18 protein-coding genes are annotated in these 22,444 nt (G+C 65.2%); 5 read left to right on the top strand and 13 right to left on the bottom strand.

Going from position 1 to position 22,444, the window contains the following annotated elements:
- Positions 1–109: 109 nt before the first annotated feature.
- On the bottom strand, positions 110–1,156 hold the full coding sequence (gene deoC / locus FJ417_RS24570; RefSeq protein ID WP_140785201.1) for a deoxyribose-phosphate aldolase: 1,047 nt from the start codon (positions 1,154–1,156) through the stop codon (positions 110–112).
- Between the two features lie 438 nt (positions 1,157–1,594).
- Positions 1,595–2,422 carry a ferredoxin--NADP reductase gene (locus FJ417_RS24565; protein ID WP_140659835.1) on the bottom strand — a complete coding sequence of 276 codons (828 nt, stop codon included), beginning with the start codon at positions 2,420–2,422 and terminating at the stop codon, positions 1,595–1,597.
- A gap of 222 nt (positions 2,423–2,644) precedes the next feature.
- Between FJ417_RS24565 and FJ417_RS24560 the strand changes: the two genes are divergently transcribed.
- From FJ417_RS24560 to FJ417_RS24550, 3 genes are all read left to right on the top strand, one after another.
- Positions 2,645–4,717, top strand: a complete 2,073-nt coding sequence (locus FJ417_RS24560; protein WP_140785200.1) for a hydantoinase/oxoprolinase family protein — start codon at positions 2,645–2,647, stop codon at positions 4,715–4,717.
- 2 nt (positions 4,718–4,719) lie between these two features.
- Positions 4,720–6,447 carry a hydantoinase B/oxoprolinase family protein gene (locus FJ417_RS24555; protein ID WP_140785199.1) on the top strand — a complete coding sequence of 576 codons (1,728 nt, stop codon included), beginning with the start codon at positions 4,720–4,722 and terminating at the stop codon, positions 6,445–6,447.
- Positions 6,448–6,570: 123 nt separating this feature from the next.
- Positions 6,571–7,644 (top strand): phosphatase PAP2 family protein, encoded by a 1,074-nt coding sequence (locus FJ417_RS24550; RefSeq protein ID WP_140785198.1) that lies wholly within the window; start codon positions 6,571–6,573, stop codon positions 7,642–7,644.
- On the opposite strand, the gene FJ417_RS24545 is transcribed toward FJ417_RS24550, so the two are convergent.
- Genes FJ417_RS24545 through FJ417_RS24520 form a run of 6 tightly spaced genes read right to left on the bottom strand, consistent with a single transcriptional unit; the run spans position 7,641 to position 14,735 of the window.
- Positions 7,641–8,102: a MarR family transcriptional regulator gene (locus tag FJ417_RS24545; RefSeq protein WP_140646841.1), complete on the bottom strand. Its 462-nt coding sequence runs from the start codon at positions 8,100–8,102 to the stop codon at positions 7,641–7,643. The two genes, FJ417_RS24550 and FJ417_RS24545, sit on opposite strands and share 4 nt — an antisense overlap.
- A complete protein-coding gene (locus tag FJ417_RS24540; RefSeq protein WP_140785197.1) occupies positions 8,099–8,683 on the bottom strand; it encodes an amino acid synthesis family protein in 585 nt (194 codons plus the stop codon). The genes FJ417_RS24545 and FJ417_RS24540 overlap by 4 nt, the downstream gene beginning before the upstream one ends.
- Positions 8,676–9,560, bottom strand: a complete 885-nt coding sequence (locus FJ417_RS24535; RefSeq protein WP_140785196.1) for a UPF0280 family protein — start codon at positions 9,558–9,560, stop codon at positions 8,676–8,678. The genes FJ417_RS24540 and FJ417_RS24535 overlap by 8 nt, the downstream gene beginning before the upstream one ends.
- Positions 9,560–11,101 carry a 6-hydroxynicotinate reductase gene (locus tag FJ417_RS24530; RefSeq protein ID WP_140785195.1) on the bottom strand — a complete coding sequence of 514 codons (1,542 nt, stop codon included), beginning with the start codon at positions 11,099–11,101 and terminating at the stop codon, positions 9,560–9,562. The genes FJ417_RS24535 and FJ417_RS24530 overlap by 1 nt, the downstream gene beginning before the upstream one ends.
- Positions 11,098–13,881, bottom strand: a complete 2,784-nt coding sequence (locus tag FJ417_RS24525; protein WP_140785194.1) for a molybdopterin-dependent oxidoreductase — start codon at positions 13,879–13,881, stop codon at positions 11,098–11,100. Before FJ417_RS24525 ends, FJ417_RS24530 begins: the two co-directional genes overlap by 4 nt.
- Positions 13,878–14,735: a xanthine dehydrogenase family protein subunit M gene (locus tag FJ417_RS24520; protein WP_140659828.1), complete on the bottom strand. Its 858-nt coding sequence runs from the start codon at positions 14,733–14,735 to the stop codon at positions 13,878–13,880. Before FJ417_RS24520 ends, FJ417_RS24525 begins: the two co-directional genes overlap by 4 nt.
- A gap of 291 nt (positions 14,736–15,026) precedes the next feature.
- Between FJ417_RS24520 and pncA the strand changes: the two genes are divergently transcribed.
- Together pncA and FJ417_RS24510 are read left to right on the top strand one after the other, a co-directional pair.
- Positions 15,027–15,641: a bifunctional nicotinamidase/pyrazinamidase gene (gene pncA, locus FJ417_RS24515; RefSeq protein WP_140646775.1), complete on the top strand. Its 615-nt coding sequence runs from the start codon at positions 15,027–15,029 to the stop codon at positions 15,639–15,641.
- Positions 15,642–15,810: 169 nt separating this feature from the next.
- On the top strand, positions 15,811–17,235 hold the full coding sequence (locus FJ417_RS24510; RefSeq protein ID WP_140785193.1) for a sodium:proton antiporter: 1,425 nt from the start codon (positions 15,811–15,813) through the stop codon (positions 17,233–17,235).
- Between the two features lie 270 nt (positions 17,236–17,505).
- Here the strand turns inward: FJ417_RS24510 and FJ417_RS24505 are convergent, their stop codons facing one another.
- The 5 genes from FJ417_RS24505 to FJ417_RS24480 form a co-directional block, all read right to left on the bottom strand.
- The gene (locus FJ417_RS24505) at positions 17,506–18,219 is read right to left on the bottom strand and encodes an ABC transporter ATP-binding protein (RefSeq protein WP_140785192.1); all 714 of its coding nucleotides are present in this window, start codon (positions 18,217–18,219) and stop codon (positions 17,506–17,508) included.
- Entirely contained in the window at positions 18,212–18,940 is a 729-nt protein-coding gene (locus tag FJ417_RS24500) for an ABC transporter ATP-binding protein (protein WP_140785191.1), read from the bottom strand. The genes FJ417_RS24505 and FJ417_RS24500 overlap by 8 nt, the downstream gene beginning before the upstream one ends.
- Positions 18,937–19,899 carry a branched-chain amino acid ABC transporter permease gene (locus tag FJ417_RS24495; protein ID WP_140785190.1) on the bottom strand — a complete coding sequence of 321 codons (963 nt, stop codon included), beginning with the start codon at positions 19,897–19,899 and terminating at the stop codon, positions 18,937–18,939. Before FJ417_RS24495 ends, FJ417_RS24500 begins: the two co-directional genes overlap by 4 nt.
- A complete protein-coding gene (locus tag FJ417_RS24490) occupies positions 19,896–20,777 on the bottom strand; it encodes a branched-chain amino acid ABC transporter permease (protein ID WP_140646780.1) in 882 nt (293 codons plus the stop codon). The genes FJ417_RS24495 and FJ417_RS24490 overlap by 4 nt, the downstream gene beginning before the upstream one ends.
- A 218-nt stretch (positions 20,778–20,995) precedes the next feature.
- Positions 20,996–22,300: an ABC transporter substrate-binding protein gene (locus tag FJ417_RS24480; protein WP_140646781.1), complete on the bottom strand. Its 1,305-nt coding sequence runs from the start codon at positions 22,298–22,300 to the stop codon at positions 20,996–20,998.
- Between the last annotated feature and the right edge of the window lie 144 nt (positions 22,301–22,444).

Raw genomic sequence — 22,444 nt, 5'->3', positions numbered from 1 at the left:
GTTGCAGGACGGCAGCCGCCAGGCGTGAAGGCTGATCTCCCCCCTTGCGGGGGAGATGTCCGGCAGGACAGAGGGGGCGCGAAGGAACTCGGCGTTCAAGGCCTTCGCCCTACGCCATCGCGTGGCGATGGTTGGCCGAATAGTGACCGGTCAAATGATGCTCGAGCTGGCGTTCGATGTCGGTGAGCAGGCTTGAAGCGCCGAAGCGGAACAGGTCCGGTTCGAGCCACGGCCGGCCGAGCTCTTCCTTCATCAGCACCAGCCAGTCGAGCGACACCTTGGCGGTGGAGATGCCGCCGGCCGGCTTGAAGCCGATCAGGTAGCCGGTCTCCTCGAAATAGGCGCGGATGGCGCGCACCATGGCAAGCCCGACGGGGAGCGTGGCGTTGACGCTTTCCTTGCCGGTCGACGTCTTGATGAAGTCCGCCCCCGCCATCATCGCCACCATCGAGGCCAGCATGACGTTGCGCAGCGTGGCGAGGTCGCCGGTGCCAAGGATGACCTTGAGATGCGCATCGCCGCAGGCGGCGCGCATGGCGACGATCTCGTTGAACAGCTCGCGCCATTTGGCGCCGTAGACTAGGCCGCGCGGGATGACGACGTCGATCTCGTCGGCGCCGTCCTTCACCGAGGCTTCGATCTCCTGCAGGCGGGTCGAGAGCGGCGCAAGGCCGTGCGGGAAAGCGGTCGAGACGGCGGCGACATGGACGCCGGTGCCGCGCACGGCGTCGACCGCGGTGGCGACGAAGGGATGGTAGACGCAGACCGCCGCCGGGCGGATGGTTTCGCCTGATATGCCCAGACCCTCGACGATATCCTTGCGGAGCGGATTGATCGCCTTGGCGCAGAGCCGGCGCACGCGCTCGTCGGTATCGTTGGAGTTCAGCGTGGTGAGGTCCATGCAGGCGATGGCCCGCAGCAGCCAGGCCGCCTGGTTGTCGGCTTTGATCGAGCGCCGCTTGGTCAACGTCGCGACGCGGCGCTCCAGCGCCGAGCGGTTGACGCTGCGCACCGATTCCAGGAAGCCGAGATCGAGCTTCATGCCGGGGTTGCGGGCAATGCCGTGCTCCAGTGGCACCGGCGTGTTGGCGGCAGCGCGCGCCGGCAGCGGCATCACCTTGGACGCGCCAGCGCCTGCTTCGCGGATCGTGCTCATCTCCTGCCCTTTCACTCAGCGCCTTTGCGCTTTTATGCCTTCGTGGGTGTCATTGGGCGACAGACACGAAGATAGCCCGCGAAGCGATGCTTCACGAGTCCTTCAAAGCGTCATAGCGGAAAAAGGCCGCTCAGGCAGCAGATTTTTGACCGTATGGTCAAAACATCATGCTGGGTAGGCGCTCCCGGCGTTGGAGATTGGCGGCAACGCCCATCCCTTCGTCATACTCGGGCTTGACCGGAGTATCCATGCCGTGACCTCTGCCGCAGAGTGCAACGGTGCAGAATTCTGTAACCGCCGCAACGCCTTGGCGTAACGGCATGGATTCTAGGGTCTGCGCGCGTCGCTCCGCTCCTTGCTCCGCCCTAGAATGACGAAGCGCGAATGTCGTCGCTAATCTCAGACGCCTCCAACAGAGCTGGCGGACCGCGACGTGCCTCAGCCGACGAAGGCGCGCTCGACGACGAAGCTTGCCGGATGGCTGAGCGAGCCTTCCTGGAAGCCGAGGCTTTCGGCGAGTTCCTTGACGTCCTTCAGCATGTGCATCGAGCCGCAGATCATGATGCGGTCGGTCTCGGGATTGAGCCTGTCGATGCCGAGGTCGGAATAGAACTTGCCCGAGCCGATCAGCGCGGTGATGCGGCCCATGCGCGCCGACTCTTCCCGCGTCGTCGAATTGTAGAGTGTGACGCGGCCGCCGGTCAGCTCGCCGATCAGCGGGTCGCTTTCGAGCCCGGCCACCAGTTCCTGGCCGTAGGTAAGCTCGGCATTGTCGCGGCAGGTGTGGGTGAGGATGACCTCGTCGAACTTCTCATAGGTATCGGGGTCGCGCAGCAGGCTGGCAAAGGGCGCGATGCCGGTGCCGGTCGAGATCATGACCACGCGCTTGGCAGGCGTCAGCGCGTCGAGCACCAGCGTGCCGGTCGACTTCTGGCGCATGATGACGGTGTCGCCGACCTGGATCTTCTGCAGCTCGGAGGTCAGCGGACCGTCCGGCACCTTGATCGAGAAGAATTCGAGCTCGTCGTCCCAGGCGGGGCTGGCGACCGAATAGGCGCGGAAGATCGGCTTCTCGGCATTGGGCAGGCCGATCATGACGAATTCGCCGGAGCGGAAACGCAGCGACTGCGGGCGGGTGATGCGGAAGGAGAACAGCCGGTCGGTGTAATGCTTCACCGACACCACGGTCTCGGCGTAGACATTGGCCGGGATCGGGAACTGCAGCGGCTTCGAGCCTGCGACGTTCAACGCGGATGTCGTGTTCATTCCAACCCAACTTTCCGGCCCAGATGGAACGCACTGGGCGCCAAACTTTTTCCTGCGCGCCCGAACGGTCAGGTTCCGGCGTGCTTCTCACACACTGCCAAGCGGTAAGCTCTTGTGTCGGGAATTTATTAGTATACAAATGATCTTCAGGTCAAGATGGCAGCGTAAAACGCCTTTCCAAACCAAGGCATATCCGTAGTTCTGGCATTTCGGGTTTCGGCAATGAGTGAGAAATTTTCGGCGCCGGCTGGAAGCGTCGTTGCCGGCATCGATGTCGGCGGGACCTTCACCGATCTGCTCTTGATCGACGGCAAGGCAGGCGGCAAGGTCCATATCGCCAAGACGCCGACCACGGTGGAGAACCAGGCCTTCGGCGTGGTCGCAGCACTTGGCGCCACCGGTTTTCCGATCGACGGCATCGACCTCATCGTGCATGGCACGACGACCACCACCAATGCCGTACTGGAGCGCCGGCTGGCGCGGACCGGCATGATCACCACGCGCGGCTTTCGCGACGTGATCGAACTTGGCCGCCGAACAAGGCCGCAGGCTTATGGCATGACGGGAACTTTCGTGCCGGTCATTCCCCGCGACCTTCGGCTCGAAGTGTCGGAGCGGGTCGAGGCGTCGGGCGCCGTGCGCATTCAACTCGACGAAGCCGAGATGCGCGACGCAGTGAAAAAGCTGCTCGACGCCGGCTGCGAGTCGCTCGTCATCCATTTCCTGCACTCCTACGCCAACCCATCGCATGAGCGGCGGGCCGCCGAGATCGCGGCGGAGGTCTGGCCGAACGGCCACATCACCACCGGACATGCGTTGCTCTCGGAAGCGCGCGAGTTCGAGCGCGGCGTGACGGCGGCCGTCAACGCCTCGGTGCAGCCGATCCTGGAGCGCTATGTCGAGCGGCTGCGCGAGGAGCTTGGCACGAAGGGCTACGCCCGCGACTTCCTGATCATGAACGGCAATGGCGGCATGATCTCGGCCCGCTTCGTCACGCAGGAATCGGCCAAGACCGTGATGTCCGGCCCGGCTTCCGGCGTGATCGCCGCCGCCTATACGGGAAAACGCGCCGGCTTCGGCAACCTCGTCACCTACGACATGGGCGGCACATCGACCGACGTGGCGCTGATCCGCAACGCGGAACCCGCCGTGTCGAACGAGATCGAGATCGAATATGCGATGCCGATCCATGTGCCGATGGTGGCGGTGCACACGGTCGGCGCCGGCGGTGGCTCGATCGCGCGCGTCGACGCGGCCGGGCTGATCCAGATCGGCCCGGAAAGCGCGGGCGCCAATCCAGGCCCGATCTGCTACGGGCGCGGCGGCGTGGAACCGACCATCACCGACGCCAATCTGGTGCTCGGCCGCCTGGCGCCGAAGAAGCTGCTGGCCGTCGACAATCCGGTCACCGTCGAGCGCGTGACCTCGATCTTCGAGGACAAGATTGGCAAGCGAACGGGCCTTTCCGGCGTCGAAGCCGCCGGCGCGGTGCTGCGGCTCGGCAACATGAAGATGGCGGGCGCGATCCGCATGGTGTCGGTGTCGCGCGGCCACGACCCGCGCGATTTCGCGCTGTTCGCCTTCGGCGGCGCCGGACCGCTGCATGCGACGGCGCTCGCCCGCGAACTCGGCCTGCCCAGGGTGCTGGTGCCGGCGCGCCCCGGCATCACCAATGCGCTCGGCTGCGTCGTCGCGGATTTGCGCCACGACTTCGTCAACACCATCAACCAGCCGGTCGGTGGGCTCGATGAAGCTTCGCTTCGCGAGTTATTGGAACGGCACCGTAACGAAGGCGAGGCGCTGATCGCCAAGGAAGCGGTGAAGCCGGACGCGATCCGCGTCACGCATTCCGCCGACATGCAGTTCGTCGGCCAGACGCACATCATCAACGTGCCGCTGCCCTCCTCGTCGGTTTCACGAAAAACGCTGCAGCTTCTGTTCGAAAAGGCCTATTTCTCCCGTTTCAAGGTCGAGCTGCCGGAGATCCGCGCCAACCTCGTCAACCTCAACACCTCGGTCACCGGCGTGCGGCCGCAGATCGACCTGTCGCGGTTGATCGACCCGGCAGGCCGCGCGGCAACGCTCGAGGAAGCGCGGCGCGAGATCCGGCCGGTCTGGTACGATGGGCGCTGGTACGACACGCCGGTCTATGCGCGCGAAAAGCTGCCGCTCGACGCCGTGATCGAGGGGCCGGCGATTCTCGAACAGATGGACGCCACGACTGTGCTCGAACCCGGCGACCGGGCGCGCTCGGATGCGGACGGCAACATCATCATCGACATCGGCGAGGCCTGACAATGCCAGCGTTTGGGGCAAAACTCGACACGATCACGCTTTCGGTGCTGCAGGCTGCCCTGCAACAGGTCTGCGACGAGATGGACCTGACTTTCTCCCGCGCGGCCTTCTCGCCGGTCATCGCGGAAGCCAATGACCGCTCGGACGGCATTTATTCGGCGGTCGACGGCTCGCTGATCGCGCAAGGCAGCCAGGGCCTGCCGGTGTTCGTCGGCGTCATGCAGTATTCGACCAAGACGGTGATCGAGATGATCGCCGTTGGGCGGTGCCTGGCGCCGGATCCGGGCGACATCTACATCGTCAACGATCCCTATCTCGGCGGCACGCATCTGATGGACGTGCGCTTCGTCATGCCGGTCTATCGGAGTGGCAAGATCTTCTGCTGGCTTTCCAACACCGGCCATTGGCCGGATATCGGCGGCTCGGTGCCGGGCGGCTTTTCGGCCTCCGCCACCGCGGTCGAACAGGAAGGCTTGCGGCTGCCGCCGGTGAAACTGTTCAAGAAGGGCGCGCTCGATCCCGAGATCTATGCCATCATCTGCTCCAATATCCGGGTGGCCGACCAGCGCATCGGCGACATCCGCGCGCAGGCCGCCGCATTGCTGATCGGCCAGGACAGGCTCAATGAAATCCTGGATCGTTACGGTGACGAAACCGTCGTCGAGGCGATCGCGGAACTGCGCCGCCGCGCCGCCGAGCAGATGCGCGCCTCGATCGCCGTCATAGCGGACGGCGTTTATCGCTCGCAGGCCTTCGTCGATTCCGACGGCGTGGTGAACGAGCCGCTGACCATCGATCTCGCCGTCGAGAAGAAGGGCGACACACTGACCTTCGACTTTGCCGGCTCCTCAAAACCCTGCGCGGGGCCGATGAACAGCGTGCTGGCGACGACCTTGTCGTCCGTCTATCTCGCCATGCGCCATATCTTCCCGGAAGTGCCGATCAGCGCCGGCGCCTTCGAGCCACTCATCGTCAAACGGCCGGAAGGCACATTCCTCGACGCAAAATATCCGCGGCCCGTATCAGGCTGCGCGGCGGAAGTGTCGCAACGCATCGCTGAAGCGGTCTTCGCGGCCATGGTGCAGGCATTGCCGGAAAAGGTGACGGCGGCGCCCGCCGGCTCCAGCGGCAATTTCGCGCTCGGCGGCAACGATCCGGCGCGCGGCCGCGACTACGTCATGTACCAGATCTCCGGCGGCGGCTATGGCGGCAATGCCGGCCATGACGGACTGAGCAATGGCTGCTCGACCATCGGCATCTCGAAGTCGCCGCCGGTCGAGATCATGGAGCAGGCTTTTCCGGTGCTCTACCGCCACTACGCGCTGCGTGAAGGCTCCGGCGGCGCGGGCAAGCATCGCGGCGGCTTCGGGCTTGCCTATGAGGTGGAGATATTGCGCGGCGAGGCGCGTGCGTCCTTCGTCATGGACCATGGCCGCTTCGGGCCGCAGGGCGCGCTCGGCGGCAAGGATGGCGCGCCAAACAGCGTGACTGTGTTCCGGAACGGCGAAGCGCATGTGCCACCGCATCTTTCCAAGGAGCAGGACATCGCGCTCAAGGCCGGCGACCGCGTGCGTGTGGGCACGCCAGGCGGCGGCGGCTATGGCGATCCGCGCGAGCGCGACCCGAAGCAGGTCGCCGAGGATGTCAGGCTTGGTTACTATACGGCCGAGCAGGCTAGGGAGATGTTCGACGCCCTTACTCCCTCCTCGCCAGCTACCTTTCAAGTATAGTGTACGCATATTACATATTGCTAATGTTATTTAGCTTTGACATTTCAAACACCAAGCAAACGGATAAGGATATATTAATCAGACAACTATAGATGGAACCCTGATAGCGTTTCGGGGGCGCATATGGGGCTATCCAGGGATTTACTTGCGGACGGACATCTGCGCGACCACGCCAGACTGCGGCATGGTCGGCTCGCGCGTTACCCTGAATTAGGCAATGTTCCGCAAAAGCTGTTTGGGCTCTGCCTGGTCTATATTACGGTGGCGGCGCTGATCTGGCCGTCGGCATATTACACGATGGCACAGATGTATTTGCCGCGGCTTTTCGTCCTTGGACCGCTCGGTTTTCTGGCCGTGGCAATCCCGGTGGCGATGGCCTTATCGCCGAAGGCTCCGCTCACATTCATCGCAATGTCGATCCGTGCCAATGGGTTGCGGGCGGCGATTATCGTGATCATGTTCATCCTGACGCTCTCCGCGTTCACGACCTACAAGGTGAACATACCCGACATAGTCCCCTTCTACTGTGACGAAGCCCTGGCCGATTTCGGCGAGCTGCTGCACGGCCAGGCGCCATGGCGCATCGTTCACGCATTCGATTCCGACCTTCTGGCGATGGTCGTGTCGGTGACCTATGCCAAGCTCTGGTTTCTCGAATGGTTCGGGTTGGTGTTTTTTGCAGCGCTGCTCGCCAACCAGCCGGTGCATCTGCGATATCTCACCGCGATGGCCCTTGTGCTTGTAGTGGTCGGAACGCTCATGGCGACGCTGTTTTCCTCCGTCGGCCCGGTCTTTTACGATGAGTTGGTGGGTGGCGATCGCTATGCGGAGCTTCTGGAAGTGCTGAAGCAGCGGCCCGGCAACGAGCACGTGCTGTCTTATTCCAGCTACCTTCTTGCCACGTACAGGACCGACATGCTGGCGCTTGGTTCCGGGATTTCCGCCATGCCCAGCATGCATGTGGCGATCGCCACGCTGAACGCGTTCTACCTTGGGCGGCTCAATCGCTGGCTCGGCATTGTGGGCTGGGCATTCGCGATCGTCATCCTGTTCGGTTCGGTGTATTCGGGCTGGCACTATGCTGTCGACGGCTACGTCTCGATGCTGGTCGTGGCCTTGATCTGGCGGCGCACCGCAAGCATCAGCGACGGCAAGCCGGATCCTTCCCGCCTGATGCAGGTCGCGCAAACGCTTTAAGCCAGCTTCGCCAGCAGCCGCAAAAAGGTTGCGGTCTCCTTGGCCGTCAGCGGCGCCAGCGTTTCCTCTGTAATCGTGCGGGCAAGCGGGATCAGACGCTCGATCGCCTCGCGGCCTTGCGGCGTCAGATTGACCAGCAGCCGCCTTTTGTCGACCTCGTGCTTGGAAACCTCGACCAGTCCCCGTGCCTTCAGCCGGTCGATGACGCCTTTCACGGTGGCGGCATCCATGGCGATCAGCGTTCCCAACTGGTTCTGCGAGGTTTCGCCGATATCGTAGAGCTTGGCGAGCGCCGCGAACTGCGGCGGCGTCAGGTCGCCGATATGCGAGGCGAAGAGCGCGACGTGGCGCTGATGCGCCTTGCGCAGGATAAAGCCGACCTGATCCTGCAGATGGTAGTTGTTCTCGTCGCCGTCTTCGGCCTCGACCAGCCGCAGCAGATTGTCCTCGCCGCTCATCTCAAACCGTCCCATGCCTTGATGTCCTGCGCCGCCAGGCCACCCATGCGGTTGTGGACGCGCGGGCCGCAGGTCATGGCGAGGCAAAACAGGATCTCGTCGGGGCGCGGGCCGTCGCTGATGCCGACTTCCATCGCATCGAAATGGCTGCGCACATAGGCGGCGTTGATGTGGCCGAGCGGCACGTCGAGCCGCGAGCCGAAGGCGCCGACCTTCTTGGCCGACGGCACGATGGCCTTGGCGTCGCCGAGCCGCTCGCGCATGGCGTAGCCGCCCGGAACGTGCCACAGCGCGCCGTGCTCCAATTCGCCGGCGGCGCCGACGATGGCGCCCTTGCCGTAGCCGTCGATCTTCTTCACGTCGCCGCCGAGCGCCGCGATCAGCCTGTCGGAGAGCAGCAGCCCGAGCGGCTTCAGGTCTTCCATCGCGCCTTGCAGGTCCTCGACATAGCGGCCGGCGAAGGGGTTCTTGACCACGGCGAGAGCCGCCGCGCGAAGGCGGGGCTCTTTCGCCACCGGGCCGCCATCGTGAAAAATCTCCTCGGTCAGAACCGCGACCTTGCGGATCGGAAAGTCAGGCATGGGCAGTTTCCTTCGCTTTATGTTTGTTGGGCGCGGCGAGCGCCACCGAACCACTGATGCGGGCCTCGCCCGCCAGAAACAGCGCCGATGCGGCGATCAGGCCGCGCCGGCGAAAATCTTCGGCGACGGCAAGGCCGTTGTCCAGCGCGCGCGCAACCTCGGCGGGCGCGAGCGCGCCGACGCTTTGCGTCACCAGCATCTCGCCGAGATCGCTGTCCGGCGCCAGGTCGCGCGCCGCGACGCGGGCGATGGCAGGATGACCGGGAAGATCGACGGCGTTGGCAATCAACGTCGCCGCCGCGTCGGCCTCGGCGCCGGTCGGGGCGAGAACGGTAACGGCGTCGGCGATCCCGAATGAAAACGACCGGCCGCGCCAGCCGCTGGTAGCGACGCCGCGCACGCCGTCCTCGGCGCGAATGGCGACGCGGTCGGCCATGCCATTCCCGGTGCCGGCGATCGCCACCGTCATCGTCTGGCCGATGCCAAGATGGAGAGCGCAGTCGCCGCCATTGTTGACGTAAGCGCGGTCGAGCCGGCGGCCGGCGAGCATTGCGCCAAGAATTTCGTCGGCTACCGAACCGGCAACGGCGGCCATCGGCGTGATAAAGCATTCCGCCAACGGCATGACGGCCGCCTCCATGCGGCGCGCTGTCGGGCCGGCGAAATCGCGCGGCGCCAGGAAGAAGGCCGGCAAGCGCAATTCGGGCAGCTCCTCGACCACCTCGATCAGGATCGTCTGAAAGCGCGCGACCGCCTGTTCGTAAGCGGCGCGGCATTCCTCCGCTTCGCCAAAGGCCTCGACGATCAGGTCGATCGGCCCATGGTTGAGATGGAGCCGCCTGCCGTCGGCAAGCCAATGCGCCTGCGGGCCGTTCATCAGCCGGCCCCGTTCGCCACGGCGCGGCGCAGTTGCGCCAACGGCGGCCAGGGGTTATCGGCCGGCGCGCCCGTGCCGCGGCGCGGATTGAGATATTCGCCGCCCTTGGCGAGGATGTCCTCGATGCTGCGGATCTCGTTCTCATAGCCGCCGAGCCGGACATAATCGTCGCGGCGCATGGTGAATTCGATCGGCGCCACCAGCGCCGGCGTCGGCACATAGCCGAAGGCGCCTTCCGGCACGCGGGTGACGTCGACCATCAGCGTGATGCCGCCGCCCGGCCAGACATAGACCGGCGCGCCGCCCACGGTCACATAGGTCTTCAACCCTTGCACCGAGCGGGTGAGATTGACCGGGTTTTCGGTGACGCCGGCGCGCAGCGAGCCGCCGGCGCCGCCGATGAACAGAACCGTGCACAGCGCCGGCTCGCAATTGTCCTCGATCAGGCCGACGGACTTTTGCAGCCGCTCGGGAAATGGCTTCTGGACCGGCTTCAGCTGGTCGTCCAGCTCGTAATAGGCGAACTGCTCGCCGGTGGTCGAGACCATCAGCAGCGACAGGCCGGGACGCGCGCCCTTCTTGGCGTTCCAATCGCCGAGGATCGACAGCGGATCGGAAATCGTGGTGCCGCCCCAACCGAGGCCGGGCTCGGACACCTTGAAATAGCGGCCGGGGGTCGAACGACGGCCGATGATCTTTATCCCGGTATCCTCCCAGCCCAGCACCTTGCCGGCCTGGTGCTCGGAGACGACGCCGGTGATGTGGTCGTCGACCACCACCACCTCGTCGACGAGGCCGCGCCATTGCGTGGCGAACATGCCGATGGTCGCCGAGCCGCAGCCGACGCGCATGCGGTGCTCGACCTTGCCGTCGATGACCGGCGCCTTGCCGGCCTCGACGATGACCGTCGCGCCGCCGTCGATGGTGAGCTCGACGGGCTTGCGGTTGCAGAGATTGAGCAGCGCGTCGCAGGTGGCGCGTCCTTCTGCCTTCGAGCCGCCGGTCAAATGATGGACGCCGCCGAGCGACAGCATTTGCGAGCCGTATTCGCCCGTCGTGACATGGCCGATCGCCTCGCCTTCGGAGCGCACCGTCGCCGTTTCGTCGCCGATGTGGCGGTCGGTGTCGATCTTCACCTTGACGCCGCAATAGGAGAAGATGCCTTCGGTGACAACAGTGACGAGATCGACGCCTTCGACTTCCTGGCTGACGATGAAGGGCGCCGGCTTATAGTCCGGATAGGTGGTGCCGGCGCCGATGGCGGTGACGAAGCGCTGCCCTCTGTTGACCAGTTCGCCGTTCCACGCCTCGCCTTCGGCCACGAAAGGCACGACCGCGCCACCGGTCTCGGCCGCGTGGTCGAGGATGGTCAGCGGATCCATGCGCACGATGCGGCCGCCGACATTGCCGTAGCGGTCGCAGGCGCCGGTGCGGCCGTCGGCGATGTAGCACATAACGGGGCAGGCATCGCAGCGGATCTTCTCCGCCACCTGCTTCTCGCCGGGATCATGGGTTTCGAAACGTTCGGCAAGCTCGCTCATCGGCGGGCCTCCTTGTCGCGGATCGCCGCCAGGATGCGGCTCGGCGTCGCCGGCACCTTGGCGACCAGGACGCCGGTGGCATGGCGGATGGCGTTGAGGATCGCCGGCGCCGTCGGGATCAGCACATGCTCACCCAGGCCCTTGGCGCCGAATGGTCCTTCCGGGTCAGGAACCTCGACCAGAATATGCTCGACCGGCGGCACGTCGCCGATGGTCGGGATGAGGTAATCGTGCAAATTCTCGGTGCGGCCGGGGATGTATTCCTCCATCAGCGCCATGCCGATGCCCTGCGCGATGCCGCCCTCGATCTGGCCCTCGACCAGCAAGGGATTGATCGCCTTGCCGACATCATGCGCGGCGGTGATCTTGATCAGCTTCACGGTGCCGAGCTTCAGATCGACCTCGAGCTCGGCGATCTGCGCGCCATAGCCATAGACCGCGTAAGGCTTACCCTGGCCCTTGGCATCGAGCGGCAGCGTCGGCGGGTCGTAGGTTTCCTCGGCGACGAACACCAGGCCGTCGGCATCGGCCTTGAGCGCCGACAGATCGATGCGCCGCGCGGCATCGCCTTCGCGGATGGAGATGCTGGAATCGTCGAGCGCGATCGTCGCCTGGCCGGAGACATTGGCGAAGCGCAGGATTTTCTCGCGCAATGCGCGGCCTGCCTTCTCCGCCGCCTTGCCGGTGACAAAAGTCTGGCGCGAGGCCGATGTCTTGCCAGCGTCGGGCGTGATCCCGGTATCGGCGCTCTTCAGCTTGAACCTGCCCAGCGGCAGGCCGAGCGCGTCGGCGCAGATCTGCGTGATGACCGTGTTGGAGCCCTGGCCGATATCGACCGCGCCCTGGTGCAGGACGACGTCGCCGGAGGCCGTGATGCCGACCTTGATGGTCGAAGGATTGGGCAGCGAGGTGTTGCCGCAGCCATACCAGCAGGAGGCGACGCCGACGCCGCGCTTGCTTGCGGCATGGATCGCATTGAACGCCTCCGCGTCCGCCAGCGCGCGAGACCAATGCGGCTGAAGCTGCTCCAGGCATTCGCCGATGCCGACGCCCGACTCGAGGCGCTGGCCGGTGACCGTTTCGCAGCCGTCACGCAGGCAATTCCTTAGCCGGAAGTCCAGCCGATCGATGCCCAGCTTGCCGGCAAGCTCGTCATAGAGCGTCTCCTGCATGATCGTCGACTGGGGGACGCCGAAGCCGCGGAAGGCCCCCGCGATCGGGCCGTTGGTGTGGATGGCATAGCCGGCCGCCCGGTAGTTCGGCGTGAGATAGGGGCCGGAGGCGTGCACCGGCACGCGGTTGGCGACCGTCGGCCCCCAGCTGGCATAGGCGCCGGTGTTGAAATCGCCCTCGAAGACCATGCCGGTGACGCGGCCTTCGGCATCGGCGCCGATGGTCGCCTTCATCTCGGCCGGATGGCGCTTGGTGGTCGACATCATCGATTCGTTGCGCGTGTAGGCGAGCGCCGCCGGCCGTCCCGTCTTCATCGCCACAAGGCCGATGAGAGGTTGCAGCGAGACATCGAGTTTCGAGCCGAAGCCGCCGCCGGTGGCGGTTGGAACGATGCGCACCTTGTCGACGGCAAGGCCGAGCACCTTGGCCGTCTCGTCGCGGTCCATGTAGGGCGCCTGGGTACAAGCGACGACGACCAGCGTGTCGCCGTCCACATAAGCATAGCCGGCTTCCGGCTCGATATAGGCGTGCTCGACAAAAGAGGTCTCGATGGCGCCCGACACGGTGGCAGCGGAAGCAGCCAGCGCTCCCTCAGGATCGCCGCGTTCGACCAGGCCGGAGGTGAGCAGGTTCGCCGGCCGGTGGCCGTGGATCAGCGCGGCACCCTCGGCCTTCGCCTCGGCGGGCTGCAGCATATGCGGCAGTTCCGCCCATCCGATCGGAAAATCCGTCAGGTCGAGATCGAGGATCGCCTCGCGCTCGCCCGCCACCAGCGCCACGGCCTCGCCGCGCAGACGGACAAAACCCTCGGCCAACGCCGGCTGGTCGGCGAAGGGACCGATGGCGCCGAAGCAGTTGTGGCCCGGGATATCGGCCGCCGTGAAGACGCCGGCAATGCCGGGATGCGCTTTCGTCCAGGCATCGAGATCACCGAAGCTGAAGCGGGCACGATAGTGCGGCGAGCGCACCACAAGCACCGACAATGCGTCGGCCGGAAAGGAGTCTCCACCGAACATCTCGTCGCCCGTGACTTTCGGCACGCCGTCGAGACGGATGGGAGAGGCGCCGACGGCGTGGCCCACTTCCGGGAGGCGAAGATCGATCCCGTTCATATGCCGCGAGGCGCCCATCACCGCCGCGACGATCTTCCTGTAGCCGGTGCAGCGGCAGAGCACGCCGCCCAGCGCATCCTGCGTCTCGGCCTCGCTTGGCGTGGGGTTGCGTTCCAAAAGCGCGGTGGCCGCGACCAACAGGCCGGGCGTGCAGATGCCGCATTGCGCGGCGCCGTGTTCGAGGAACGAGGCCTGCAAGGCGGACAGCCGGCCATTGGCAAGGCCTTCGACGGTGGTGACGGAAGCGCCGACCACGGAGGCCGCCGGCATCAGGCAGGCGCAAACCGGATTGCCGTCGACCAGCACGGTGCAGGCGCCGCAATCGCCGGCATCGCAGCCGACCTTGGTGCCGGTCAGCCGCAACTCGTCGCGCAAGACCTGCGACAGCCGCCTGACCGGCGGCACGGATACGCCGACAGCCGCGCCGTTGACCTCGAAGGCAATCTCGGCGCGTTCCATGCCGGACTGGGTCATGCCAGGCTGGGCCATACTCATGCGGCCACCTTGCCTTGGTCGAGCCCGATTGCGGCGCGCACCGCGCGGACGACGACCTCGCGCGCCGCGTCCTGCCGATACTCGGCGCTGCCGCGCACATCGGCGATCGGCGACAGTTCATCGATCGGCGCGGACAGCACCGTGTCCGCAAGGGCAGAAGTGACTGGCTGCCCGCGCAACGCCGCCTCGACGCCGGCGAGACGACGGGCAACGGCAGAACAGGAGCCGACGGCGATCGCCGCATCGGCAATCACACCGCCCTCGACCACAAGTCGGGCTGCCGCCATGGCGATCGAGATGACGAGGTAGCGCCGGGCGCCGAGCTTGACGAAAGCCGAGGCGCCGACGGCGGAGCGCTTCGGCACGCGAATGGCGGTGACCATCTCGCCCGCCTGCAGGGCGGTGCGGCGATTGCCGAGGATGAATTCACCGAGCGGAAGATGGCGGACGGCTTTGACCGAGCGCAGTTCGACGTCGGCTTCGAGCGCCAGCAATGCCGGCACGCCGTCGGCCGCAGGCGACGCGTTGCAGAGATTGCCGGCCACCGAGGCGACATTCTGGATTTGGACCGAGCCGACCTCGCGCGCGGCGGCCTTCAGCGCGTCGAACGCCGTCGGCAGCGGATGGCGCACGATGTCGGTCCAGGTGGTGCGGGCGCCGATCCGCCAATGATCGTCGGCCTCGGCGATGCCGCGCAGTTGGGCGAGACCATTGATGTCGAGGATGTTGTCGCGGAAGGGTTTGGCGCCCTGCGTCGGATAGAAATCGGTGCCGCCGGCCAGAATGCGCCAGCGATCCTCGCCAAGCAAAGCGAGCGCCTCGTCGACCGTGGTGGGTTTCGCGTAACGGATCACGCTCTGCCTTCCAGACAATTGGGCCTTCCCGAAAAGGGGCCTTCCCCTGGCCCTCCGAAGTGCCTGCTTCGGGTCTTCCCGCCGGCATGCGTACCGGTCAAATTTCATTCGTATGCAAATGATATCAGGCCGGCGGCAATTGTCAAAGCCAGAGTTGGCGCCGCGAACACCTGAACGCGATTGTTATGGCGCCGGAGGTTGACGCCGCCGGCCATCTGGTCAAGGTTCCGTGTCCGGTCGCGTCAGCGGCTTTTGGACTGGAGCCCCCAAGCTGAAACGAGAGGGAACCGCATGGCCGAAGAAGCGCTCATCGTCATCGACCTGCAGAATGATTTTTGCCCCGGCGGCGCGCTGGCGGTTGCCGGCGGCGACGAGATCGTGCCTTTGGTCAACGACCTGATCCGGCGCAGCGAGCATGTGATCCTGACTCAGGACTGGCACCCCGCCGGCCATTCGAGCTTCGCCTCCAGCCATCCCGGCAAGCAGGCTTTCGAAACCATGGAGATGCCCTATGGGCCGCAGACGCTTTGGCCGGACCATTGCATCCAGGGCAGTCTCGGTTCCGATTTCCATTCCGGGCTCGCCTGGACCAAGGCCGAGCTGGTGATCCGCAAGGGGTTCCGCACCGCGATCGACTCCTACTCGGCCTTCTTCGAGAACGACCATACGACGCCGACCGGCCTTGCCGGCTACCTGAAGGAGCGCAGTATCGACACGATCACGCTTGTCGGGCTTGCTACGGATTTCTGCGTCGCCTTCTCCGCCCTCGACGCGGTGAAGCAAGGATTCAAGACGACGGTGCGGCTCGACGCCTGCCGCGGCATCGACCTCAACGGCTCCGTCGAGGCGATGCTGGGGCGGATGCGCGAGGCCGGCGTGACGCTCGACGATCATCTGTCGGACTGACCGGACTGTGGGGAAGGTCCCCCTCACCCGGATTGCCAGCCGAATTGCGAAGGGCAATTCGGGGCAATCCGACCTCTCCCCGAGGGGAGAGGAGGTCGCCGGTATGCGCCGCCGGATTGCGGGTTCCCCCTTCTCCCCTTGTGGGAGAGGGTGTCGCCGAAGGCGACGGATGAGGGAGCTTTTTCCATATTTCACCGCGCTCGCCATCGCGATGCTGTTTCCAGCACAGGCGCTGGCCGCCGAAATCCACGAACTGCCCGGCGCCGCGATGTCGCTGTGGTGGGGCCTGCCCTTTGCCGGCCTGCTCTTGTCGATCGCGACCGGGCCGCTGCTCTTCCCGCATGTGTGGGAACATCACTACGGCAAGATCGCCGCTGCCTGGGCCGTGCTGGCGGTCGTGCCGCTGGCGGTGGCCTTCGGCCTTGCTTCGGCAGGCGACGCGGTGCTGCACACGCTGCTTACCGAATATCTGTCCTTCATCATCCTGTTGTTCGCGCTCTACACGATTTCGGGCGGCATCCTGCTTGCCGGCAACATCCACGGCACCCCGCTGGTCAACGCCGGGCTGCTGCTGATCGGCGCGATGCTCGCCTCGGTCATCGGCACGACCGGCGCTTCGATGATCCTGATCCGGCCGATGCTGCGCGCCAATGACAACCGGCCGTTCAACGCTCATGTGGTGATCTTCTTCATCTTCCTGGTTTCCAACATCGGCGGCTCGCTGACGCCGCTCGGCGATCCGCCTTTGTTCGTCGGCTTCCTGCGCGGCGTCGACTTCTTCTGGACGACCGCAAATCTGTGGCGGGAGACGTTGTTCGTCGGCGGTGTCGTGCTCGCCGTGTTCCTGGCGATCGACATCATCCTGCATCGCCGCGAGGGCGGCATGCCGAAGATCAAGGATCCCACTCCGGACACGAAGGTGCGTCTGCGCGGCCTGGCCAACCTGCCGCTGCTTGCAGGCGTCATCGGCGCCATCCTGCTTTCGGCCGCGTGGAAGCCCGGCGTCAGCTTTTCCGTCCTGGGCGTCAGCATGGAGCTGCAGAACCTCGCGCGCGACGCCATCATCCTGGCGCTGGCGTGGCTGTCACTTCGCGTCTCGTACAAGAGCCACAGGGAGGCGAACGGTTTCACCTGGGGGCCGATCGCCGAAGTGGCGAAATTGTTTGCCGGCATTTTCGTCTGCATCGTGCCGGTCATCGCCATCCTGCGGGCCGGCCATGACGGTGCCCTGGCGCCGCTGGTCGCGCTGGTCACGTCGGCGGATGGCCAGCCTAACAACCTTGCCTATTTCTGGCTGACCGGGGGGCTGTCGTCCTTCCTCGACAACGCGCCGACCTATCTGGTGTTCTTCGAGCTTGCCGGCGGCGATGCCAGGCACCTGATGACCGAGGCTGCCTCGACGCTCGCCGCGATCTCGGCGGGCGCGGTGTTCATGGGTGCCAACACCTATATCGGCAATGCGCCGAACTTCATGGTCTTCGCCATCGCCAGGCGTCGCGGCTTCAAGATGCCCGGCTTCTTCGGCTACATGGCGTGGTCGGGTGCGGTGCTGATCCCGACGTTCTTGATCGCCGGGTTTTTGTTTTTCCGATGAGCTGAGCTGCTCAATTTTCACCGTCTGCGCCGCCCCCTCATCTGGCTGCCGCCATCGTCTCCCGTGAACGGGGAGAAGGGAGATGGCATCGCCGATTTCGCCAATCGCCGACGTTGCAGAGTGGGCACCAGGGCCGCGGCCAGCTTCTTTCTTCCCGCTCACGGGGAGGAATGCCCGGTTCCCCCTCCGTAGCTGCAGCGGAGGATGACAGGGTAATGAGGGGCAGCGCGACCGTCGGGAAATCTTGGCATCGGCACCGATTTCAGTGCTTTATCCCACCCCTACATATCGCCGAACCGCCGAGGGATCCGCCCGCAATGCCTCGACATCGACTGTCTCGCGGTTGCGGCCGTTCTCGATGAATGAGACGCGGTCGGCGACCGAGAGCACCGCGTCGACGCGCTGCTCGACCAGGATCGTCGAGACGCCAAGATCGCGCAGCTTCGCCACCGTCTCGCGGATCTTGGCGATCATCGACGGCATCAGCCCTTCGGTCGGCTCGTCGAGCAAAAGCACCTGCGGTTCGAGGCAGAGCGCCCGGGCCATCGCCAGCATCTGCTGCTCGCCCCCGGAGAGCGTGCCGGAGCGCTGCCTCAGCCGCTCCCTGAGCAACGGGAAGAGATCGAGCACACTCTCGCGGGTTTGCTTGCCCTTGCCGCGCGCCATCAGGCCGATCTCGATGTTTTCCGCCACCGTCATCTCGGCGAACAATCGCCTACCCTGCGGCACATAGGCGACGCCGGCCTTCGGCACGTCATGCGCGGCGAGCCCGGTCAATTCCTTGCCGTCCAGTTTGATCGAGCCGCCGGCCGCCGGGACCAGGCCCATGATCGCCTTCAGCGTCGTCGTCTTGCCGGCGCCGTTGCGGCCGAACAGGCAAAGCACCTCGCCCTTGTTGAGGGCGAGATCGAGGCCGTAGAGCACCTGCACCTCGCCATAGAGGCAGTCGAGGCCGGAAATGGTGAGCAATCCCGTGTCAGCCATGGGTCGCTCCGAGATAGGCGTCCTGCACCTCGGCGTTGGCGCGGATCTGCTCCGGCGTGCCTTCGGCGAGGATCTTTCCCGAATTGAAGACGGTGATGCGGTCGGCAAGCTGCATGACCACCGGCATGTTGTGCTCGATCAGAAGCACCGTTGCGTCCTTGGCGATCTCGCGCACCAGCGTGATGAAATTGTCGATCTCGGCGTCGGCCAGGCCTTGCGTCGGCTCGTCGAGGATGAGCAGGCGCGGCTTCAGCGCCAGGCCCATCGCGACTTCGAGCAGACGCTGGTGGCCATAGGAAAGCTGTCCGGCCAGCGTGCCGGCGCGGTTGGCCAGGCCGGTGCGCTCCAGCGCCGACATCACGCCGGCCCTGACCGCGCCCCTGGAGCGGCCATCCGTCAGCGTGCGCTGCACCGGCAACGCGACATTGTCGAAGGCGGTGAGGTTGGCAAAGACGCTGGTGATCTGAAAGGTGTAGGCGACGCCGAGGCGGACCCTGGCATAGGCCGGCAGGCTGGTGATGTCGCTACCGTCGAAGACGATCATGCCCGACGACGGCTGGATGCGGCCCGAGAGCAGGCTGACGAAAGTGGTCTTGCCGGCGCCGTTGGGTCCGATGATGGCGCGGATCTCGCCCGGCATCAGCGCGAAGTCGACGCCGTCGACGGCGCGAAGACCGCCGAAATTGCGCGACAGGCCCTTGGTGGTCAGCAGCGGCATCATGGCAGCCACCCCAGCCAGCGCTGGCGGATGCTGCCCATAATGCCCTTCGGAGCAAACAGGACGAGCAGGATGAGCGCCACGCCGACGATCAGGAGATAGGCGGAGGTGAAGCCGCTGGTAATGTCGGTGACGTAATACATGAACAGCGTGCCGATGAGCGGCCCGAGCGTGGTCGCGGCACCCCCCAGCAGCACCCAGAGCAGCGGCAGGATCGAATATTGGACGCCGGCGAAGCTCGATCCGACATAACCGAACAGCAGCGCATAGGCGGCGCCCGACGCCGCGCAGATGGCGCCTGAGGTCACGACGGCCGCGAGCTTGTTGGCGACCGTGTCATAGCCCAGCATCTTTGTCCGCTCCTCGTTCTCGCGGATGGCGACCAGGACACGGCCGAAGCGGGAGCGGACGACGGCAAGGGTGATGAGCAGCACGACCGCGAACAGCGCCAGCGCGCTCATGTAACGAACGGTCGGATCGGTCAGGTCGAAAGAGGTGCCGCCGATCGAAAACACCCGCGATGCCTGCTGAATGACCAGGCCCTGGTCGCCGCCGGTCCAGGCGGCGAAATAGAGGATGAGCAGGTAGAAAATCTGGGCGAACATCATGGTGACGATCATGAACGCCACACCCGAGGTGCGCAGCGCCAGCAGGCCGATGACCAGAGCGAGCAGCGCGCCGCAGACGACTCCGGCAACGAAGGCTTCGGGTACACCCCAGCCGAGATGATAGACGGTCAAGCCCGCGCCGTAGAGGCCGGCCGAGAAGAACATGGCGTGGCCGAGGCTGAGCAGGCCGACATAGCCGAAGAGCAGATTGTAGCCCATGGCGAAGACGGCCAGCGTCATGATGCGGGCGAACAGGCCCTGGTGATAGTCCGGCAGGATGAAGTTCAGCGCGAAGAGAAGCGCGATGACGCCGATATGCAGGGCGTAGGCCTTTGCCGGCGAAGCATCCCTCATCGCGGCGTGGTCCCGAACAGGCCCTGCGGCCGGAACACCAGCACCATGGCGACCACCAGCGTGGCGATGATCTTGGCGAGCGTCGGCGAGAAGAACATCGAGATGATGCCGTCGGAGAGGCCGATCAGGACGGCGGCGACCACGGTGCCGCGCAGCGAGCCGAGTCCGCCGATGATGACGACGATGAAGGAAAGCAGCAGCGGATCCTGCCCCATCAGGTAATGCGCCTGGCTGATCGGCACGATCAGCACCGCGGCGATCGCCGCCAGCATGGCGCCGACGGCGAAGACGCCGGCATAGACGCGCTCGACCGGGATGCCGAAGGCCTGCGCCGTCTCGCGGTCATATTGGGTGGCGCGCATGATCAGGCCGATCTTCGTTCGCGTCAGCACCAGCCAGGTGATCACCAGCAGGATGGCGGAAGCGGCAACCACGGAGAGCTTGTAGCCGGAATAGCCGAACCACGGCAAAAGGATGCGGTAGCTGAAGGGCGGCTCGACCGGTCGCGCCTCGGGGCCATAGAAGGTCAACGCCAGTTGCTGGATGATGTAGAGCATGCCGATGGTAGCGACGATGGTGCCTTCGGGATTGTAGTTGAGCCGGCGCAGCACCAGGCGTTCGGCGACGAGCGCAACCAGCCCGACCAGCACGGGCGCGATCACCAGCGCGGCCACGAAACCGATCGCCGGGTGGCCCGAGATCGCCGTCGAGACCGCCCACGCCAGCACCGCGCCCAGCATGAAGAACTCGCCATGGGCGACGTTGACGACGCGCATGACGCCGAACACCAGCGAAAGGCCGAGCGCCGTCAGCGCCAATACGGCGGAGGTGACGAGACCTTCGAGGGCGGCGAGGAGGAGATGGGGTCCGAAGTGCATATGCTAAGCACCAACGGATGCGCGAGGCACCCCCCTCCGCCCTGCCGTGCATCTCCCCCTCAAGGGGGGAGATTGGCCTTCACCTAAGGCTTCGCCAATCGCCAAAGGAAGAAAATAGGCGCTGCCGCACGAACTGCTGATCTCCCCCCTTGCGGGGGAGATGGCCGGCAGGCCAGAGGGGGGTGCCTTGGCGCTCACGTGTGCAGGAGCAGCTAAGCTCACAGCGCCTGCGTCGTGTAGTCCCCTTCGGGCTCGTAGAGGCCCTCCTCGATCTTGGTCTTGTGCACGACCTTGAGCTTGCCGCCTTCGACCTTGGAGATGTTCTGGATGCCGAAGCACTGGTGGATCTTGCCGTTGAAGGTCTTTGGACCCTGCGGATGCTCCGGCCCCTCGGCGAATTCCTTCAGCGCCTCGGTCGCCTCGACCAGCTTGGCGCGGTCCTCCGGTCCCTTGTAGCCGGCATCTTCCATCGCCTTCTTGACGACATAGAGCGTTTCCCAGCAGCCGAACATGTGGGCGGCGGTGGAGACGTCCTTGGGGTCGCCGACGGCGGCGCCATTGTCGTCGATGCCGACGGCGGCGCGATAGGCCTTCTGCGCGGCCGAGTCATCGGCCTGCGCGTAACGCGGCGAGCCCTCCCAGAAATGGCTGCCGTCGAGGAATTCGAGGCCAGGGCTGTTGATGTCGACGGCCTCGAGCGAATCGATGAAGCCGAAGAGCTGCGGCCGCTGCGAGCCGTAGAACTCGCCAAGCTCCTTGACGAAGGTGAGCACGGCCGGGCCGACCATGACATGATAGATCACCTCGGTCTCGGCCGGGATCTGCGGGAAGTATTTGGTGAAGGAGCTTTCCGTCGGCGGGATGGCGATCTGCGCAATCACGTCGGCGCCCTGCGCCTTCAGCGCCGGCGGCAGGTAGTCGCGATGGTCGTAGCCGAAGGCGAAGTCGGGGAAGATCTGCGTCACCTTCTTGCCGGCATTGGCGGCGATCCACGGCGCCATCGACTGGATTTGGCTTTTCACGTCGGTGATGCCGGGCTGGAAGACGTAGCGGTTGAGCTTGGTCGAGGCGACGTGATGACCTTCGCTGACCACGAAATAGGGGATCTTGTTTTCCCCGGCGGCGGGCGCCGAGCCGATCACGACATGCGAGAACAAAGTGCCGAAGACGATGTCGGTCTTGTGCTGCTTGGCGAACTTGGCCACCACCTCGGCGCCGCGGGCGGGGTCGGTGCCGTCATCCTCGATGACCAGCTCGACCTGGCGGCCGCCGATGCCGCCGGCATCGTTGATAGCCTTGACGGCGGCGGCGCTGGTCTTCTCGTACCAGCGGCCATAGGCGGCGCCGATGCCGGTGCGGTGCGACTGGAAGCCTATTCTGATCGGCGCCGAGCTCTGCGCCTGGCTGTAGCGGACGAAGCCGGGCGCCAGCGCCAGGCCGGCGCCGGCGGCGATGCCCTTCAGCGCGGTGCGGCGGGATAGTGTGGTTTTCGAGAGGTCGAAAAATCCGTTCTTGTCGGCCATGTCGGTTCCCCTGTTTTTTCAGTCTTGACCAGCGATAAGGCGCCTAAACCATCCCGTTCCCGAGGATGGGAAAATTGCATGTGTACAAACTAAATCACCAAAGCTTTGGCCTGGCAAGCGAGCTTTACCCAACGGCATTGGAGC

Origin of the sequence: Mesorhizobium sp. B3-1-7 (assembly GCF_006439385.1) — a bacterium.
Lineage (GTDB): Bacteria > Pseudomonadota > Alphaproteobacteria > Rhizobiales > Rhizobiaceae > Mesorhizobium.
Note: the sequence above shows the minus strand (reverse complement) of the source record. Positions and strands in the feature narration are given on the sequence as shown.

Excerpts from the sequence above, each read along its gene's own strand:
- pncA (WP_140646775.1), top strand. The coding sequence starts at position 15,027 with ATGGCCGAAGAAGCGCTCATCGTCATCGACCTGCAGAATGATTTTTGC.
- FJ417_RS24540 (WP_140785197.1), bottom strand. The coding sequence starts at position 8,683 with ATGCCTGACTTTCCGATCCGCAAGGTCGCGGTTCTGACCGAGGAGATT.
- FJ417_RS24535 (WP_140785196.1), bottom strand. The coding sequence starts at position 9,560 with ATGAACGGCCCGCAGGCGCATTGGCTTGCCGACGGCAGGCGGCTCCAT.
- FJ417_RS24560 (WP_140785200.1), top strand. The coding sequence starts at position 2,645 with ATGAGTGAGAAATTTTCGGCGCCGGCTGGAAGCGTCGTTGCCGGCATC.
- FJ417_RS24500 (WP_140785191.1), bottom strand. The coding sequence starts at position 18,940 with ATGATGCCGCTGCTGACCACCAAGGGCCTGTCGCGCAATTTCGGCGGT.
- deoC (WP_140785201.1), bottom strand. The coding sequence starts at position 1,156 with ATGAGCACGATCCGCGAAGCAGGCGCTGGCGCGTCCAAGGTGATGCCG.
- FJ417_RS24555 (WP_140785199.1), top strand. The coding sequence starts at position 4,720 with ATGCCAGCGTTTGGGGCAAAACTCGACACGATCACGCTTTCGGTGCTG.
- FJ417_RS24565 (WP_140659835.1), bottom strand. The coding sequence starts at position 2,422 with ATGAACACGACATCCGCGTTGAACGTCGCAGGCTCGAAGCCGCTGCAG.
- FJ417_RS24490 (WP_140646780.1), bottom strand. The coding sequence starts at position 20,777 with ATGCACTTCGGACCCCATCTCCTCCTCGCCGCCCTCGAAGGTCTCGTC.
- FJ417_RS24550 (WP_140785198.1), top strand. The coding sequence starts at position 6,571 with ATGGGGCTATCCAGGGATTTACTTGCGGACGGACATCTGCGCGACCAC.
- FJ417_RS24510 (WP_140785193.1), top strand. The coding sequence starts at position 15,811 with ATGAGGGAGCTTTTTCCATATTTCACCGCGCTCGCCATCGCGATGCTG.
- FJ417_RS24505 (WP_140785192.1), bottom strand. The coding sequence starts at position 18,219 with ATGGCTGACACGGGATTGCTCACCATTTCCGGCCTCGACTGCCTCTAT.
- FJ417_RS24480 (WP_140646781.1), bottom strand. The coding sequence starts at position 22,300 with ATGGCCGACAAGAACGGATTTTTCGACCTCTCGAAAACCACACTATCC.
- FJ417_RS24525 (WP_140785194.1), bottom strand. The coding sequence starts at position 13,881 with ATGAGTATGGCCCAGCCTGGCATGACCCAGTCCGGCATGGAACGCGCC.
- FJ417_RS24495 (WP_140785190.1), bottom strand. The coding sequence starts at position 19,899 with ATGAGGGATGCTTCGCCGGCAAAGGCCTACGCCCTGCATATCGGCGTC.
- FJ417_RS24545 (WP_140646841.1), bottom strand. The coding sequence starts at position 8,102 with ATGAGCGGCGAGGACAATCTGCTGCGGCTGGTCGAGGCCGAAGACGGC.
- FJ417_RS24530 (WP_140785195.1), bottom strand. The coding sequence starts at position 11,101 with ATGAGCGAGCTTGCCGAACGTTTCGAAACCCATGATCCCGGCGAGAAG.